General features: G+C 44.7%; 14 protein-coding genes. 13 read left to right on the top strand and 1 reads right to left on the bottom strand.

Annotation, left to right across the window (positions count from 1 at the left end; genetic code table 11):
• The first annotated feature begins 32 nt into the window (after positions 1-32).
• The 3 genes from ACFWMP_RS06770 (at position 33) to ACFWMP_RS06760 (ending at position 2,914) form a co-directional block, all read left to right on the top strand.
• Positions 33-773 carry an NAD-dependent protein deacylase gene (locus tag ACFWMP_RS06770; protein ID WP_076284245.1) on the top strand — a complete coding sequence of 247 codons (741 nt, stop codon included), beginning with the start codon at positions 33-35 and terminating at the stop codon, positions 771-773.
• Between the two features lie 105 nt (positions 774-878).
• Positions 879-1,886, top strand: coding sequence for an L-glyceraldehyde 3-phosphate reductase (mgrA, locus tag ACFWMP_RS06765; protein WP_379422665.1), 1,008 nt, complete (start codon positions 879-881; stop codon positions 1,884-1,886).
• A gap of 29 nt (positions 1,887-1,915) precedes the next feature.
• Positions 1,916-2,914 (top strand): aminoglycoside phosphotransferase family protein, encoded by a 999-nt coding sequence (locus tag ACFWMP_RS06760; protein WP_042186136.1) that lies wholly within the window; start codon positions 1,916-1,918, stop codon positions 2,912-2,914.
• 86 nt (positions 2,915-3,000) lie between these two features.
• Here the strand turns inward: ACFWMP_RS06760 and ACFWMP_RS06755 are convergent, their stop codons facing one another.
• Positions 3,001-3,897, bottom strand: coding sequence for an AraC family transcriptional regulator (locus tag ACFWMP_RS06755; RefSeq protein ID WP_339302279.1), 897 nt, complete (start codon positions 3,895-3,897; stop codon positions 3,001-3,003).
• A 188-nt stretch (positions 3,898-4,085) separates the two neighbouring features.
• On the opposite strand from ACFWMP_RS06755, the gene ACFWMP_RS06750 reads away from it, so the two are divergent.
• The 10 genes from ACFWMP_RS06750 to ptsG all read left to right on the top strand — a co-directional run bounded on the left by ACFWMP_RS06750 (position 4,086) and on the right by ptsG (position 17,449).
• Positions 4,086-5,261 (top strand): galactokinase, encoded by a 1,176-nt coding sequence (locus ACFWMP_RS06750; RefSeq protein ID WP_379422662.1) that lies wholly within the window; start codon positions 4,086-4,088, stop codon positions 5,259-5,261.
• Between the two features lie 4 nt (positions 5,262-5,265).
• Complete coding sequence (galE, locus tag ACFWMP_RS06745; protein ID WP_042186143.1) at positions 5,266-6,252, top strand: UDP-glucose 4-epimerase GalE; 987 nt, start codon at positions 5,266-5,268, stop codon at positions 6,250-6,252.
• Between the two features lie 55 nt (positions 6,253-6,307).
• Complete coding sequence (locus ACFWMP_RS06740) at positions 6,308-7,888, top strand: UDP-glucose--hexose-1-phosphate uridylyltransferase (RefSeq protein ID WP_379422659.1); 1,581 nt, start codon at positions 6,308-6,310, stop codon at positions 7,886-7,888.
• Positions 7,889-8,112: 224 nt separating this feature from the next.
• Positions 8,113-9,276, top strand: a complete 1,164-nt coding sequence (locus ACFWMP_RS06735; RefSeq protein WP_379422657.1) for an iron-containing alcohol dehydrogenase — start codon at positions 8,113-8,115, stop codon at positions 9,274-9,276.
• 290 nt (positions 9,277-9,566) lie between these two features.
• Positions 9,567-10,103, top strand: a complete 537-nt coding sequence (locus tag ACFWMP_RS06730) for an NfeD family membrane protein (protein WP_283910889.1) — start codon at positions 9,567-9,569, stop codon at positions 10,101-10,103.
• Positions 10,103-11,677, top strand: a complete 1,575-nt coding sequence (locus ACFWMP_RS06725; RefSeq protein WP_052404202.1) for a flotillin lipid rafts scaffold protein FloT — start codon at positions 10,103-10,105, stop codon at positions 11,675-11,677. The genes ACFWMP_RS06730 and ACFWMP_RS06725 overlap by 1 nt, the downstream gene beginning before the upstream one ends.
• Before the next feature lie 111 nt (positions 11,678-11,788).
• Complete coding sequence (locus ACFWMP_RS06720) at positions 11,789-12,496, top strand: ABC transporter ATP-binding protein (RefSeq protein WP_341049357.1); 708 nt, start codon at positions 11,789-11,791, stop codon at positions 12,494-12,496.
• Positions 12,489-14,102, top strand: a complete 1,614-nt coding sequence (locus ACFWMP_RS06715) for a hypothetical protein (protein WP_379422654.1) — start codon at positions 12,489-12,491, stop codon at positions 14,100-14,102. Before ACFWMP_RS06720 ends, ACFWMP_RS06715 begins: the two co-directional genes overlap by 8 nt.
• 128 nt (positions 14,103-14,230) lie before the next feature.
• Positions 14,231-15,106 carry a glucose PTS transporter transcription antiterminator GlcT gene (gene glcT, locus ACFWMP_RS06710; RefSeq protein WP_339246209.1) on the top strand — a complete coding sequence of 292 codons (876 nt, stop codon included), beginning with the start codon at positions 14,231-14,233 and terminating at the stop codon, positions 15,104-15,106.
• A gap of 279 nt (positions 15,107-15,385) precedes the next feature.
• Positions 15,386-17,449 carry a glucose-specific PTS transporter subunit IIBC gene (gene ptsG, locus ACFWMP_RS06705; RefSeq protein ID WP_379423533.1) on the top strand — a complete coding sequence of 688 codons (2,064 nt, stop codon included), beginning with the start codon at positions 15,386-15,388 and terminating at the stop codon, positions 17,447-17,449.
• Positions 17,450-17,491: the final 42 nt, after the last annotated feature.

Raw genomic sequence — 17,491 nt, 5'->3', positions numbered from 1 at the left:
AGCATATTAATGGAAAGGATGTGCTACAACATATGGATCAATTGCAGACACTTGCTTCTTGGATTAAAGACTGTGACAACATCGTTTTTTTCGGAGGGGCAGGTACGTCAACAGAGAGTGGAATCCCGGATTTCCGCTCGGCAGCAGGATTATACCAGACTCAGCACAATTCACCTTATCCGCCTGAAGTGATGCTGAGCCGAACTTTTTTTATGTCCTCACCGGACATTTTTTTTGATTTTTACCGCAGTAAAATGATTCATCCCGATGCTCGTCCGAATGGCGCACATCTGCTGCTTGCAGAGTTGGAACGACAGGGCAAGCTTAAGGCAGTGATTACGCAAAATATTGATGGCCTACATCAGCTGGCGGGTAGCCAAAAGGTACTTGAGCTGCATGGTTCCATTCATCGTAACTATTGCATGGACTGCTCACGTTATTACGGGCTGGAGCAGCTCCTAAGTACCACTGAGATCGTCCCTCGCTGCCCCGAATGTGGTGGTATTATTAAGCCGGATGTTGTGCTATATGAAGAAGAATTGGACCACTCGGTGCTGGTGAGTTCTGTCGAAGCGATAGCAGCTGCAGATATGCTTATGATTGGTGGAACCTCTCTTACGGTCCAGCCTGCGGCTAGTCTAGTCACTTATTTCCGGGGCAAACGTACGGTGCTGCTGAATGGCGACCCGACACCTTTTGATGATCAAGCTGATCTTCTGATTACAGATCGGATTGGGAAAGTACTCGGCAGTGTAAAGGATCTGCTTGGTTAGAAGGGATAATCTCATCGCTTGCAGGTTGCCAGATTATTATTGCGCTTAGTAGTTTAAAGATAAGGTAGTACAGAAACAGCGCGTAATGAGAGGCAGGGATAAGCAATGGTATATGTAGCAAATGAAGCACGATATGAAGACATGCGTTATAACCGTTGCGGGAACTCAGGTCTTAAGCTTCCGGCAATCTCATTAGGACTATGGCAGAATTTTGGTGGAATTGATACTTACGAGAATGGCAGAGAAATGATCACTCGTGCTTTTGATCTTGGAATTACTCATTTTGATCTAGCCAACAACTATGGACCACCAGCGGGTTCAGCAGAAGAGCTCTTTGGGAAAGTGCTTGCAAGTGATATGGCTCCATATCGAGATGAAGTGGTGATTTCTACAAAAGCAGGGTACAACATGTGGCCCGGTCCTTATGGCGAATGGGGTTCGCGTAAATATATGCTGGCTAGTCTGGATCAGAGTCTGAAGCGGCTGGGCATAGATTATGTTGATATCTATTATTCGCATCGGCCGGACCCGGAAACACCTCTTGAAGAAACCATGCAGGCATTAGACCATGCTGTGCGTTCCGGCAAAGCTCTGTATGTAGGATTATCTAACTATACCGCGGAGCAGACGCTCGAAGCGGTTAGAATCTTGAACAGCTTAGGAACGCCGCTCTTAATTCATCAGCCGAGTTATTCTATGCTCGATCGCCGGATTGAGGGGAGTTTACAGGGTGTGCTGGAACAGAGCGGAGTTGGCAGTATCGCTTTTACACCTCTGGCTCAAGGATTGTTAACCAATAAGTATTTAAATGGAATCCCAGAAGGATCAAGAGCGGCCAAACCCTCTGCTGCGTTAAATGAAAGCCGAATTACACCGGATGTGAAGCGCAAGATCCACGCGTTAAATCAGCTTGCTGTTTCAAGAGGCCAGAGTTTGGCGCAGCTTGCACTAGCTTGGACACTACGTGATGGGAAGATTACTTCTGCATTGATAGGGGCTAGCAGAGTTAGTCAGATTGAAGAGAATATAGCTACACTTCAGCATTTGGAGTTCTCGCAGGCAGAATTGGATCGCATTGAGACTATTCTTCAAACGGAGAATGGAACTGGATGAAGACGTAGGTGAAAGGATGAGCTGCATCGATGGAGTTGCTTCAAGATGAGAACAAGGTGAAAGAGTGGGCCGAAGCCAACTCGGAATCTATAGGCTTAAATAGGTCGAAGATTGAGGCTAAGTATATTTGGAATCCTGGAGGGTTTGTAAACCAATCTTATCGCATAACGGATGGTCAAACCTTTCGTCATTTAAAACTCTCGCAAGAACAAAAAGCAGTGGGACTTAAACAGTGGGTTAAGATCAGTGAACATTTGACTTATAATTACAAGGCACCACGGTTGATTAGGGAGATTACACAAGAAATAACATCTGGTTATTCTTATGGTTTAGTGTTTGATTTTATCGAAGGTAAACCATTAAGCTCCATTTCCGATCCACTGCCAGTGGTTGAAAAGGTTCTGAGGTCCCTTCATCAATTACATGCGGATAAAGGAATTAGGATGGCAGTTGTAAGTGAGGATGAGGACTACAATTATGCCGCCGCATTTACTGACGAATACATCAATCGATTTGAAGAAGATCTGCAAATTATTAGAGCGGAAAAGCATTTGCTGGACTTCGTAACGGCGGACACTTTAGATTGGTTCGATACAGAAGTGGAAGCTTTGAGAATTATGGTTAGTCAGCACCCTTCTTTTCAGAGAAAGGCGTCGGACATCGTACACAATGATGTGAATTGGCAGAATATCTTAGTCAATGATAATAATGAATTTTGGATTATTGATTGGGATGACCTTACGGTTTTTGGAGACGCTGCAATGGATTATTCCGTACTACTTTGGCCGCTCTATAAATCAAAAGATTGGACTTACTGTAGGGATCTAGTTATTGATTTAGCAGGCCTTGCAATATTGGAACGGATTGAGTTTTATTTTAGAGCGAAGCTCCTTGATGATGTGATTGATGTTCTCGCTGACTATGTTGAAGCGGAGCAAGTGCCAGAACTGAAGGAAATGGCTCAGAAAAGGGCAAAAGAGATACATCTTCGTGCTTACCCTGAGTATCTGAGTCTATATGCAACATAACCGAAGCTAACTGAAAGATCAGCTTAATAAAGGGATTCACATATTGGACTTGCCTAATATGTGAATCCCTTTTTCAAAGGCTTCCCTTACTGATTTGTCTTTTTTACATGTCTAGTCGTTGTGAGACGGTAAGCGGTGGGTGACTGAGCACAAAACCGTTTGAATTGGCGTGAGAAGTATAAAGCATCGGTGAGCCCCACGGATGCTGCTACCTGTTCCACGGACAGCTCGGGCCGTTCACGCAGCAGCTGTCTGGACTTTTCAATGCGCAGCTTCAGCAAGTAGGTCACCGGAGATAATCCGGTCTCTTGCTTAAATACACGGGATAGATAGGCCCGGTTATAGCCAAGAGTATCACACATTTGTTCAATGGATACTGGATGAGCATATTGGGAGGCCATGTAGTGGATCATTTGCTTCACAGTACGCTTAACCTGCGATTCAGCTCCAGGAAGACGGGAGAAGGAAGAGAGTAAATCTGCGGCTTCACCTACAATGAGATAAAGATACCCTAGAGAAGTTAGGTGTGCACTTTCTTTGTTTGCTTTGAAGGCTTGCATGATACTGGAAAGGGCACCTGGGATGACGCTATCACCCGTTGTAGTCACCACAGGTTTTTGAGGTGTAAAGCCTGTCTGCAGCACGAGGCTATCAGCCTCACTCCCAGTAAAAGCTGCCCAGCGATAGCACCAGGGCTGATCTTTATCCGAAACATAACTGACCAGCTGTCCTGGATGAATAAGGAAGCAGTCACCTTTTCCCAGTGCATATTGATGATGTTCAGTACGGAAAACACCTGAGCCAGACTCTATAAAGTGAAGTAAATAATAATCGTAAATCTTAGGGCCAGCTTGATGCATAGGAATCGTCTGACTTTGACCAGCAAACAGTACATGGAGATTTTGTTTATCGTAATATACGGGATTAGATCCTACGGAATAAGTATGCTCCATTTGAGACAGCCTTTCTTGTGTTATTGTCATTTTATGGCTTATAGTTTAGGGTGTATCAATTATTTGTGTAATTATTATATTATGGGAAGTCACATTTATCCATACATTACACACATGATTGCATTATCAGAGGATGACTGATTCTATTATAATGAATACATAAAGAACGCTTTACTTATTCCCACTGGCTGAAGCAGCGAAAGGATGGAGTGGCATTAATGAGCACACAGGAACTTAAAAAGAAATTCATCGAAAAGTACGGGGTAAGCGAGCAAGAAGCTCAAGTATTTTATGCACCAGGCCGTGTTAATCTCATTGGAGAGCACTTGGATTATAACGGTGGATACGTGCTGCCGGCAGCTTTGGAATTCGGAACAACATTGATTGTCCGTCCACGCAGTGACAGCAAAGTGAATTTTGCATCTACTAATTTTCCTTATGAAGCATCTATTGATTATAGTGAAATTGGCAAGGCCAAAACTGGAGAATGGATCGACTATCCGGTTGGAGTAATGGTCGAATTGGAGAAGAAAAACACTCCAGTATCTAAAGGTTACGATCTGCTGTTCCATGGTGATATTCCGAATGGCGCAGGCTTGTCCTCATCGGCTTCTCTTGAAGTCGTGACTGCTTATGCTTTCCTAACTCTCGAAGGCGGCGACACGGATACCGTTGAGATTGCACTCTTGTCTCAGCGTGCTGAGAACCAGTACGTAGGTGTAAACTCTGGAATTATGGATCAGTTCGCAGTTGCTAATGGCAAACGAGATCATGCAATCCTGTTAATGTGCGATACGCTTGAATATAATCTGGTACCTTTCATCACTGGTGCTTACAAACTGGTTATCGGCAACACGAACAAACGCAGAGGACTTGTAGATTCCAAGTACAATGAGCGTCGTCAGCAGTGTGATGAGGCCTTGTCTATTTTGCAAAAAGAAGTTTCTTCACTAGCTTATCTGGCACAGCTCAATCGTGAACAATTCGAAGTACATCAAGATAAAATCACAGATGAAATTGTTAGACGCCGCGCTCGCCATGTTGTGGAAGAGAATCAACGTGTACTAGAATCCGTTGAGGTCTTAAAGAACAATGATCTGAAGCAGTTTGGACAGTTCATGAATGACTCACATACTTCCTTGCGTGATTTGTATGAAGTTAGCTGTGAAGAGCTAGATATTATGGTTGAAGAAGCACAGCGTATTCCGGGTACACTCGGCTCTCGTATGACTGGCGCAGGTTTTGGTGGCTGTACTGTATCCTTGGTGCATGAAGATGATGTAGAGCGTTTTATTCGTGAAGTAGGCGAGGCATACACAACAAGATCTGGCTTGGTTGGTGAGTTCTACGTTTGCGGCATCGGTAATGGTGTCCAAGAATTGAAGGGAGTGTAATCAGATGGCAATTTTAGTAACAGGTGGAGCAGGGTATATTGGATCTCATACTGTAGCAGAGCTGTTGGATCGCGGTGAAGAAGTGGTCGTCATCGATAATTTGCTAACAGGGCATCGTGAGGCGCTACTGGGTGGCAAGCTGTACGAAGGCGATCTGCGTGATAAGGAGCTGCTTGGCAAGCTGTTCGCCGAGAATGAGATTGATGCGGTTATTCATTTTGCAGCAAGCTCTTTGGTTGGTGAAAGCATGAAGGACCCTGTGAAATATTATGACAACAACGTATACGGTACACAATGCCTTTTGGAAGCTATGCAAAAAGCTGGCGTGAACAAAATCGTATTCTCGTCTACAGCTGCAACCTACGGCGAACCGGAAAAGGTGCCGATTGAAGAAACAGACCGTACCGAGCCAGCAAACGTATATGGCGAAACTAAGCTGACTATGGAACGCATGATGGCTTGGTTTGATAAAGTGCTGGGTATCAAATATGTAGCGCTTCGTTATTTTAATGCTGCAGGTGCACATGCTAGTGGCAAAATCGGTGAAGACCATCGTCCGGAAAGTCATTTGGTTCCGCTGGTATTGCAAACCGCTTTGAAGCAACGGGAGAGCATCGCCGTATTCGGAGACGACTATCCTACAGAAGACGGCACTTGTGTGCGCGACTACATTCATGTTAGCGATCTGGCTGACGCCCATGTTCGCGCAGTAACTTATCTGCGTAGCGGAAGCAGCAGTAATATTTTTAACTTGGGAAATGGACTTGGCTTCTCGGTAAAACAGGTTATTGAAACTGCGAAGAAAGTTACAGGACTAGAAATCCCTGTAGTTATTCAAGAACGCCGTGCTGGAGATCCGGCAGTGCTGGTAGCTTCCTCCGATAAAGCGCGCTCTATCCTTGGATGGAACCCTCAGCATGCTGACTTAGAGAATATCATTCAAAGCGCCTGGAACTGGCATTCTGCCAATCCGCAGGGGTACGGAGAATAAGGGGCTTTAGCATAGCTTAACTAGAGCATCAGACCCTACTTAAGGAGAATTGAAAATGCACAACGAGAATAAGGTTACGCCTGCTGGCCAGAAAGCCTTACATGCGATTGAGCAGCTAGTTCTGTTCGCACTACGTGAGCAGCTCATTGCTCCATCAGATGAAGACTATAGCCGTAATGTGCTGCTAGATCAGTTCGGATTTAGTGAGCCGTTCGTTGGCGAGGTCGATCAAAGTCCACTTACAGGTCCACAGATTCCACTGGATGTACTGATTGATTATGGTTTTGATATCGGATTGATTCCAGAGAATAGCGACACTTACCGTGACTTGCTGGATGCCAAGATTATGGGACTCCTAATGGCCCGTCCATCAGACGTAAATGCGGAGTTCAACCGTTTAGCTGCTGAAAAAGGTATCTCCGCGGCTACAGATCGCTTTTATAAATTAAGCATAGATTCCAACTATATCCGGATGGACCGGATTTCCAAGAATGTCTACTGGCTGCAAGATTCGCCTTACGGTGACATCGAGATGACCATCAATTTGTCCAAGCCTGAGAAGAGTCCGAAGGAAATTGCTATGGCCCGCTTGCTCCCGCCGCCGGTCTATCCAAAATGTCTGCTGTGCCGCGAGAATGTTGGGTATGCTGGTCGGGTTAATCATCCGCCGCGCCAGAACCTGCGTGTCATTCCACTTCAGCTGAATAATGAGAAATGGCTCTTTCAGTATTCGCCATATGTTTACTACAACGAGCACTGTATTGTATTCCATCATGATCATGTGCCAATGAAGCTTACCAAGGATACCTTGAAGCGGCTACTTAGCTTCGTGGAATCTTTCCCGCACTATTTTATTGGCTCGAATGCAGACTTGCCGATTGTTGGCGGATCGATTCTGACGCATGACCACTTTCAAGGTGGACGTCACACCTTCCCTATTCAGAAAGCGCCTAAGGAAGATGCATTCACGCATGCATCTTATCCGGGTGTCAGCATTAATATCGTAAAATGGCCTATGTCCGTATTACGTTTGAATGGTGAAGATCCTGCGGTATTGCTGGAGTGTGGCAATGCACTTTATGAAGCTTGGAAGGCGTATAGTGATCCTGATGCAGAAGTGTTGGCGTTCAGCGAAGTTGATGGTGAAGTGCAGCCTCATAATACCGTTACTCCAATCGTTCGTCGGGCAGAAGATGGCAGCTTCGAGATGGATCTCGTGCTGCGTAACAACCGGACTAACGAGCAATATCCTGAGGGGATTTTCCATCCCCATCGGGAGATGCACCATATCAAGAAAGAAAATATCGGCTTGATTGAGGTCATGGGACTCGCAATTCTGCCAGGTCGTCTGAAGGAAGAGCTTGATTCTATTGCGAGCATCCTTGCAGGAGATCAAGCACTATTAGAAGCGGTGAAGAATGACCCTAGTCATCCACTTGCGCAGCACGCTGCTTGGGTTCAGGAGCTTGTAGAGCGTTTCGGAACGGCATTACAGCATGAAGAAGCCGTCAAGATTGTGCAGAACGAAGTCGGCATCAAGTTTACACATATTCTTGAACACGCGGGTGTCTATAAACGGACTCCGGAAGGGCAAGCTGCTTTCCGTCGTTTCGTGAAGAGCTTCGGCGCGATCTAAAGTTTGGAAAGGGGATGTCCTTAAGCCTGTAGGCTTAAGGACATCTTTTTTTTAGGTTATATATTTGGGGTCCCTGCAAGGTATCTGAGTTTGCATCGAAGTAAAGCACCACTTTGTGGGGATATTTATGTGGCTTGAAGCTAATCCATTTGAATGCGGCAATTCAGAGGTTTATAATACGAGTGAGCAAAACATTCTGAAATAACTAATGGAGGTTTACACATATGCGTAATTTTGATTTTTATAATCCTACCAAGTTGATTTTTGGACAGGGTACGCTGGAAGCGTTGAAGACTGAGGTTCCTAAGTACGGCAAGAATGTATTGTTGATGTACGGTGGCGGTAGTATCAAGCGTAGCGGTCTGTTCGATAAGGTCATGGCTGAGCTTAGCGCAATAGATGCTGTGGTTACTGAACTCTCAGGCGTAGAGCCGAATCCACGCCTTTCCACCGTACATAAAGGTGTAGAGCTGTGTCACGAGCATAATATCGACCTCATCCTCGCTGTAGGCGGCGGTAGTGTGTTGGACTGCGCTAAAGCAGTTGCTGTTGGGGCGAAATATGAAGGTGACATGTGGGACTTTGTTGAACGTAAGGCAGCTGCTCAAGATGCTCTCCCACTCGGTACAGTGCTGACGATGGCAGCTACAGGATCAGAAATGAATAGCGGCTCTGTAATCACCAACGAAGTGACCAAGGAAAAAATGGGCTGGGGCAGTATTCATGCATTCCCTGCATTTTCGATTCTTGACCCAGAGAATACCTTCACTCTGCCACGTGATCAGACGGTCTACGGCATGGTAGATATCATGTCTCATGTTCTGGAGCACTATTTCCATACTGATGGCAACACACCGGTACAAGACGGCTTCTGTGAGACTTTGCTACGTACGGTGATCGAAACCGCACCGAAGCTTATTGAAGATTTGAATAATTACGAACTGCGTGAGACGATCATGTATTGCGGCACAATGGCGCTTAACGGTATGGTTAGCATGGGTTTTGCAGGAGATTGGGCGACTCACAACATCGAGCACGCAGTATCAGCTGTATACGATATTCCACACGGTGGAGGCCTGGCCATTCTGTTCCCACAATGGATGAAATATAATATCGATACTGATCCTGCCCGTTTCCGCAAGCTTGCTGTAAACGTGTTTGGAGTTGATCCTGCGGGCAAGAACGATAAGGAAATAGGGCTGGAAGGAATTGAAGCGCTGCGTAGCTTCTGGGATTCCATTGGTGCACCGAAGACACTCGCTGATTATGATATTGATGACAGCGAGATCGGCAGTATGGCTGATAAGGCGGTTCGTTTCGGACCGTTTGGTAATTTCCGCAAGCTTGACCGTGAGGATGTAGTTGAAATTTATAAAATGGCTTTGTAAGTAAATTCTTCTACGAAAGAGACCCTTCGTCTTTAGTCTAGAAGATGTTATAGAACGTCAAAGAAGTGATTCTTCCATAATGGATGAATCGCTTCTTTGCGTTTATGCTCTACTGTGGATTTCTCCTCAACATCGTCCCTGATCTCCGCTGCTGCTGACCGCATTTTTCGTGCGTTTATCCTCAGAATGGAACTTTTATGGGTAAATATCCAAAGTTTGTGAAACCAATGACCTACTTTATTCGTTTAAAGTAATATGACAGTCCTGAATGAAGACAGGAGGAAGTAAATATGCAAACGCTGTATTTAGGCTGCTTGGCGCTAGGCGTCATATTTGCCATAGTCAGCGTCCTGGTGGGTGATGTGATCGGAGATGCTTTGCATGGAGTCTTTGATTTCGTATCCGTAGATTTTCTGAATCCCACCGTACTGGCAGGAGGAATAACCGTGTTCGGCGGAGCGGGCATTCTTCTAACCCGGTACAGCGCTCTGGAAGCTGGGGCGATCATTGCTTTATCTTTGTTAGCCGCCGCTTTTTTGGGAGTACTTATGTATCTAGGGGTGGTTAAGCCCATGGAAAAAAGCGAAATGTCCAATGGTTTCTCTATGAATGATCTGCCTGGCAAGATCGGGGAAATCACAATTCCTGTTCCCGCCACGGGTTATGGTGAGATTATGGTAAAGTTTGGCGCCGGCAATAGCCTGCATACGGCAGCAAGCTTTGATCATGAGCTGCTTCCGGCAGGGATTAAAGTTGTTGTAGTGGAGGTTAGAGAAGGCGTTGCATTGGTGTCAGAATTCGAAAAGAGAAGAGGAGTGGATCTTTAATGTTCGGTATTCCTGAGTATTTGTTAGTCCCTGCTGTTGTCGTTGCTGTTTTGTTTGTGCTAGGTATCGCATTCTGGGCACGTTACAAAACGGTTGGACCAGATGAAGGGATGATCGTAACGGGGTCGTTCTTGGGGAAAAATCATATTTCAGACGATGGATCTGGTCGTAAAATAAAGATAGTACGTGGGGGCGGGGCATTTATCCTCCCTATCTTTCAGAAGGCTGAATTTATGTCGCTTCTTTCTCATAAACTCGATGTGACGACCCCGGAAGTATACACCGAACAAGGGGTTCCGGTTATTGCTGACGGTGTAGCGATTATTAAAGTGGGTAGCTCGACTGAAGATGTGGCGACAGCCGCTGAGCAATTTATGGGCAAACCGATTGAAGCGCTGAAGAGCGAAGCACAAGAAGTTCTTGAGGGTCATCTACGGGCCATTCTCGGTTCGATGACCGTTGAGGAAGTATATCGTAACCGTGACCGTTTTGCGCAAGAGGTTCAAGGCGTGGCGGCACGTGATCTTAAGAAAATGGGTCTGCAAATTGTTTCCTTTACTATCAAGGATGTCCGAGACAAACATGGATATCTTGACGCATTAGGTAAACCGCGGATAGCTGCAGTGAAGCGGGATGCAGAGATCGCTGAAGCAGAAGCAGTGCGGGATGCGAGAATTCAAAAGGCAAACGCTGAAGAGCAAGGGCAAAAAGCAGAACTGCTGCGGGATACGAATATCGCCGAAGCCTCCAAGGAAAACCAGCTTAAAGTGGCTGCGTTTAAACGGGATCAGGATACAGCGAAAGCGGAAGCCGACCAGGCTTATCATATTCAAGAGGCTCGTGCAAAGCAGACCGTTGTTGAAGAACAGATGAAGGTTGAGCTGGTACGTAAGGAACGTGAAATCGATTTGCAAGCCAAAGAAATTCAAGTTCGTGAGAAGCAGTACGACGCAGAAGTGAAGAAAAAAGCGGAAGCGGATCGTTACGCAGTAGAGCAAGCGGCGGAAGCTGATAAGGCGAAGAGAATGCGTGAGGCAGATGCCTTGCAATATAGTATTGAAACGCAAGCTAAAGCGACAGCTGAGCAGAAGCGTCTTGAAGGTCAAGCGATGGCGGATGCAGAGCTAGCTAAAGGTACAGCGGATGCTGAGGTTATCCGGTTGCGCGGTCTAGCGGAAGCAGAAGCCAAAGAAAAGCTGGCGGAAGCTTTCCAGAAATTCGGCGAAGCAGCCGTGCTCGATATTATCGTCAAAATGCTGCCTGATTTGGCTGGCCAAATCGCGAAGCCGCTGGCATCCATTGATAAGCTTACGGTTGTAGATACCGGTAATGGTGAAGGTGCGGCACGTGTCAGCAACTATGTAACCCAGTTGATGTCTACGGCTCCTGAGATGCTGAAGAGCGTCTCTGGAATTGACGTAGAGGCCCTGATCAAAGGGCTGACGACTAGATCCTCAGGGTCAACTGGAAGCAAGGCTGTTCCGGTCACACCCGTGACCTCCATACAACCTCCTGCAGCATCGGGGGGAGCGAGCAAAGCTTCAACTTCTGTGGCTGAGCAACCTGAAGACTAGTTAAAGCAATAACTACTATAGAATGATTTAACTTAAGGTAAGCTCGGTGATTGCTACCGGGCTTACTCTATGTTTTGGGTCTTAGCTATAGAATAGGAGAGGTGCGCGAGCGTGCAACTAACTTTAGATCATATCCATAAAAGCTTCGATGGTAAACAGGTGATTAAAGATGCAGACTTCACCTTTGAAAGAGGGAAGATCTACGGGCTGCTTGGACGGAATGGAGCAGGTAAAACCACACTTTTCAATTGTTTGAGTGGTGAGATCCAAATGGATAGCGGAGCTGCCTTTATTGGTGAGAAGGATAGTGCCCGTCCGCTTCGTGACGAGGACATCGGATATGTATTTTCCCTACCCATTTTGCCTGAGTTTCTGACAGGTTATGAGTTCGTAAAGTTTTATATGGACATCAACCGTGAGAAGATCGATCCGAATAAAAGCATTGAAGATTATTTTTCAATTATTAAGTTTGAGGAAGAAGATCGGCACCGGCTGATTAAGGGTTATTCCCACGGGATGAAGAATAAAATTCAAATGCTCTGCTTTATCATTACTCGCCCGCCTTTGATTTTATTAGATGAGCCTTTAACTTCTTTTGACGTGGTTGTGGCTCTTGAGATCAAGAAATTGCTGCGTGAGATGAAGCAGGATCACATCATTATTTTTTCTACGCATATTTTGCAATTAGCCGCCGATTTATGTGACGAGTTGGTTATTCTAAATCATGGAACCCTTCAAGAAATTCCGCGTGAAACTCTGCAAAGTCCAGAATTTGAGGAGCAAATCATAGCTTTACTTCAGGATGGCAACAATGATTAGTACACTTCGCAGCATTCAGAGGATTAGAGGTTCGTCCGGAGCCAATCGGCTGATTTACTATTTCAAAAAGCTGCCTGTTCTTGGCAAACTTTTAAAAGGGGATATTTACTCTAACATTGCACTAAAACAAGTCTTCGCTGGGATAGTACTTGCATTAAAGGTAGTGTGGGGGTTTTTAGGCAAGTTCGCCTATTTGGGAATTGTGATCTATTTGCCAATCGTCCTTACACACAAAGAATTGCCGCACGTCGAACAATATGCATTGTTCTTACATATTTTTATAGTTCTGAGCTTTATAGTGGCTGCGGTTTCGAATGTATTTATATTAGAGCCCAAACGGGATAAATATATATGTGTGAAGCTGATGAGAATTCCGGCGAAACAGTATATGCATGCTACGCTATTGATTAAAGGCTTAACGTTCTTTATTTATTATGTACCAGCATTAACCGTCTTTGCAGGAATTTTTGGAGCTCCACTTTGGCATGGCGTATGGCTTACACTTCTGTTAACGGCCTGGAGAATAGTCACCGAGGCGCTGAATCTTTGGTTTTTTGACAAAAAAGAAATTGTGTTAGTTAAAAAGATGAGCTGGGTATGGTCCGTGATTGGACTAGGTGGCTTACTTGCCTATGTGCCCCTTTATCTAGGGTACGCTTTTGTAAATGATGCGACAGGATTTAGTGTCCCCGTGAGTCTTGTGATCGTTGTACTTGGAGGAATTGCGGCTGTGTATATTGGGAAATATCCTAACTATCGCAGTGCTGTAGATGTCGTTACCAAGATAGATGATCCATTGCTGGATATGAACCGGATGATGAAAGAAGCAAGGGTGGCAGATGTTCAGACTAAGGAGAAGGACTTTTCGTCGGAAGAACTTATGGGGAAAGCTTTTCAAGGAAAGACAGGTTACGCCTACCTGAATGCTATTTTTTTCTCCAGGCATAAACGCTTGTTGATTCAACCCATCCAGAGGCGTTTAACGATCATTGGTGTGCTCTTTATAGTGGCTGTCCTAATGATGCTTATTTCGCCGGAGACTTCGTCCGAATTTACAGCATTTCTGCTCGGTGGACTTCCCTTTTTTGTATTTATAATGAACTATACCTCTATAGGTGAGCGCGTATGCAAAGCGATGTTTTACAATTGTGATCTAAGCTTGTTGCGCTATGGATTCTATCGTGAACAAACTGCGATTCTGGACAATTTTAAGATTCGTCTTATTAAATTGAGTGGCCTTAATCTTATTCCTGCTGTCGCCATATGTTTAGCATGTACTCTGCTGTTTCTGCTTTCTGGTGCAGATTGGGGTTTGATGGATGCAGTGATCTTTTGGGTAACGATTCTTTGTCTTTCCTTGTTCTTCTCTGTGCACCATTTGTTCATGTATTATATCTTTCAACCGTACAGCACGGAGCTAAATATGAAAAATCCGTTCTTTTTTATCGTCAACAGCATTGTATTGGGACTAAGCGTCGCTTGTATCGGATTTCCAAAAGCATCGTCACTATTTACGCTAGTTGTTCTTGCGGGAACGATTGCTTATATGGTTATTGCCGTGACGTTGGTATACAAGTTCTCCAGCCGAACCTTCCGGGTAAAATAGAACGCGAGTGTTCTTCTAATATCGGAATGTTGATGATATGATGGTAACGAGAGTTTTTTAATCGTACCGTTTCATGTTGCGTTTGCTGCTTGGAAGTCAGGTGTTTAGAGATAAAAGAGGTGGCAAAAATGAGTAGCATAACTGTAGCAAAGGTGTTAAATAACAACGTTATCATTGCGGACCATCCCCAATATTCCGAGGTTGTAGTAATTGGCAAAGGGATAGGGTTTAATCGAAAATTGCATGATCGGATTAACCTATCCTCTGTGGAGAAGATGTTTATTCTCCGCAGCCAAGAAGAACAGGAACAATATAAACAGCTTCTTCCCCAAGTGGATGAAAAGTTGATTGAGATTGTACATGAAATTTTGTTATATATTATGCATAGCAGTAGTCAACCACTTAATGAGCATGTTCATATTGCACTCACTGATCATATCTCATTTGCTATACGGCGTTATGAACAAGATATCCCAATTCATAATCCGTTTCTGTATGAGACTAAGGAAATTTATCCTGAAGAGTATAAGATGGCAGAGTATGCGATTGAGAGGATTAATGAAGGCATGGGCGTGGAATTGCCTGTAGATGAGGTGGGTTTTGTTGCACTTCATATCGTTAGCGCGCTGAGTAATAGACAAATTTCCGAGGTCAGACAGCATTCTCTTTTGATTGGTGATTTGATCGGAATTGTAGAGAATAATCTCGAATATCGAATTCCACGTGATTCACTTGATTATTCGCGGTTGGTGACTCATCTACGATTTGTTCTAGAAAGACTGCGCCGTGGAGAATCAGTGCGGGAGACTTCTACGCTGGATGGTCTTATGAAACGAGAGTATCCCGAAATGTATACCTTGGCTTGGCAATTAACTAAGGTGATTGAGAACCGAGTGCGAATTCCTGTGTATCCAGCAGAGGTCAGTTATTTGACAGTTCATTTGCAACGTCTTGCCCAGAAGAAAGAGGATGAAGTGGATATGGAGACGAAGCGAGAAATATAAGGATAATGTATAAAGTGAAACTTATACTTTCTTTTATTTTAAAAAAAGCTTGTCACTACAAAAAAACGGTGCTACAATATCGGTGTCCTAATTAAAACAGAATACCAAGCGTGTAACTGATTCGATCAGGCATGAGTGATTTACAGTATTTTGGTTGCTAGTCCCCATCTTGGGGTAATCTAACCTTACCGTTAGATAACAACCTTTATACTGTGTTGCTCATGCCTTTTTTGGCATCTGTTTTACTGAAAATGTGAATAATGAAAGGAAGTGACCATGATGTTCAAAAAGCTTTTCGGCGTTTTACAAAGAGTCGGTAAAGCGCTGATGCTCCCAGTAGCCATACTGCCAGCAGCCGGTCTGCTCCTTGGAATAGGAAACATGCTGGTAAACCCCGATTTTCTACAATACGTTCCGGCACTTGAGAACGATGTAGTTCAGGCAATTGCGAACGTATTGATGAACTCAGGGCAAATTGTATTTGATAATTTATCCTTACTATTTGCCGTGGGTGTTGCCATCGGTTTATCCGGTGGTGAGGGTGTTGCTGGTCTAGCCGCTATTATTGGTTTCCTCGTAATGAATGTTACGATGGGTACTGTAATTGGCGTCAATGATTATGTCCTGAGCCAAGGCGACTTTTCCTATGCTAGCGTCTTAGGAATTCCAACACTGCAAACGGGGGTATTTGGAGGTATACTCGTCGGTATATTGGCATCGTCCATGTACAAACGATTCTTCAAAATCGAACTTCCATCCTACCTGGGCTTCTTCGCAGGTAAACGTTTCGTACCGATCATGACTGCGGTAACGTCCTTGATTCTTGGTCTGGCATTGACCTTAGTTTGGCCGCCAATTCAACACGGTCTGAACTATGTATCACAAAGTATGATTGATACGAATAAAACGCTCGCAGCGTTTATCTTCGGAACAATCGAACGCTCGCTTATTCCTTTTGGTCTGCATCACATCTTCTATTCTCCGTTCTGGTATGAATTTGGTACCTACGTAGATAAAGCTGGGGAATTGGTTCGAGGTGACCAACGGATCTTCATGCAGCAGCTTCGTGATGGCGTAGAATTCACAGCAGGAACATTTACAACAGGTAAGTATCCTTTCATGATGTTCGGTCTTCCAGCAGCTGCTTTGGCCATTTATCATGAAGCTAAACCTCATAATAAAAAAATTGTCGGAGGTTTGATGCTTTCCGCAGCATTGACTTCATTCCTGACAGGGATTACAGAGCCGCTTGAATTCTCATTCTTGTTCGTAGCTCCATTGCTGTTCGCAGTACATGCTGTTTTTGCAGGTTTGTCCTTTATGACCATGCATATTCTTAATGTCAAGATTGGTATGACCTTCTCTGGAGGTTTTATTGATTACGTGCTCTTTGGTATTATCCCGAACCGTACGGCTTGGTGGCTCGTAATTCCAGTAGGTCTTGCTCTTGCCGTAATTTACTACTTCGGATTCCGCTTTGTTATTCGGAAGTTCAATCTGATGACACCGGGTCGTGAAGAGGATACGGATGAGGTTGAAGATACTAACACAGAAGCCGTTTCTAAAACGGGTGATGATTTACCACGAAACATCTTGTCTGCGTTGGGTGGTAAAGAGAACATCGCTCATCTGGATGCTTGTATTACCCGCCTTCGTGTGGAGGTTAAAGATAAATCAGGTGTGGATAAGACTCGTCTGAAGAAGTTAGGTGCATCAGGTGTGCTTGAGGTGGGTAATAACATTCAAGCGATCTTCGGCACACGTTCCGATACCATTAAATCTCAGATTCAAGATGTAATTAGCGGGAAGACACCTGCACCAACGCCGGTAGCGGCTACGCCACAGCCTGAAGAAGAACAGCAGGCAGGTGAAGCTGGTGAAGCGATTATCAAAGAAGATATCGTCTCTCCGGTAAATGGTGAACTAGTGGATATCACTGAGGTTCCCGATGCAGTATTCTCCCAAAAAATGACGGGTGATGGTTTTGCTTTCTTATCCGATGATGGAAAGATTGCTTCACCGGTCTACGGTAAAGTGTTTAATGTGTTCCCGAGCAAGCATGCGATCGGCATTATGTCCGATGGAGGTAAGGAAGTGCTCGTTCATATAGGGGTTAATACAGTTAAGCTTAAAGGTCAAGGCTTTACAGTTCTAGTCGAAGAGGGCGACCTTGTAGCTGCTGGACAGCCGATCATGGAAGTGGATTTAGAATATGTAAAAGCACATGCACCATCAGTAATGTCTCCTGTTATTTTCTCCAATTTACCAGAAGGCTCTTCCGTAACCTTGAAGAAGCCAGGTAAGGTATCTATTGGTGATAAGGATATTATTACCATTCAGTAAAAGTGCAAGGGTGGACGCTTCCTTTAAACATTAAAGGGAGCG

This window comes from Paenibacillus sp. NPDC058367, from assembly GCF_042723305.1.
In the GTDB taxonomy this organism is placed as follows: Bacteria; Bacillota; Bacilli; order Paenibacillales; family Paenibacillaceae; genus Paenibacillus_AQ.
The sequence above is the reverse complement of the archived record's forward strand: the minus strand, read 5'-3'. Positions and strand labels throughout refer to the sequence as shown.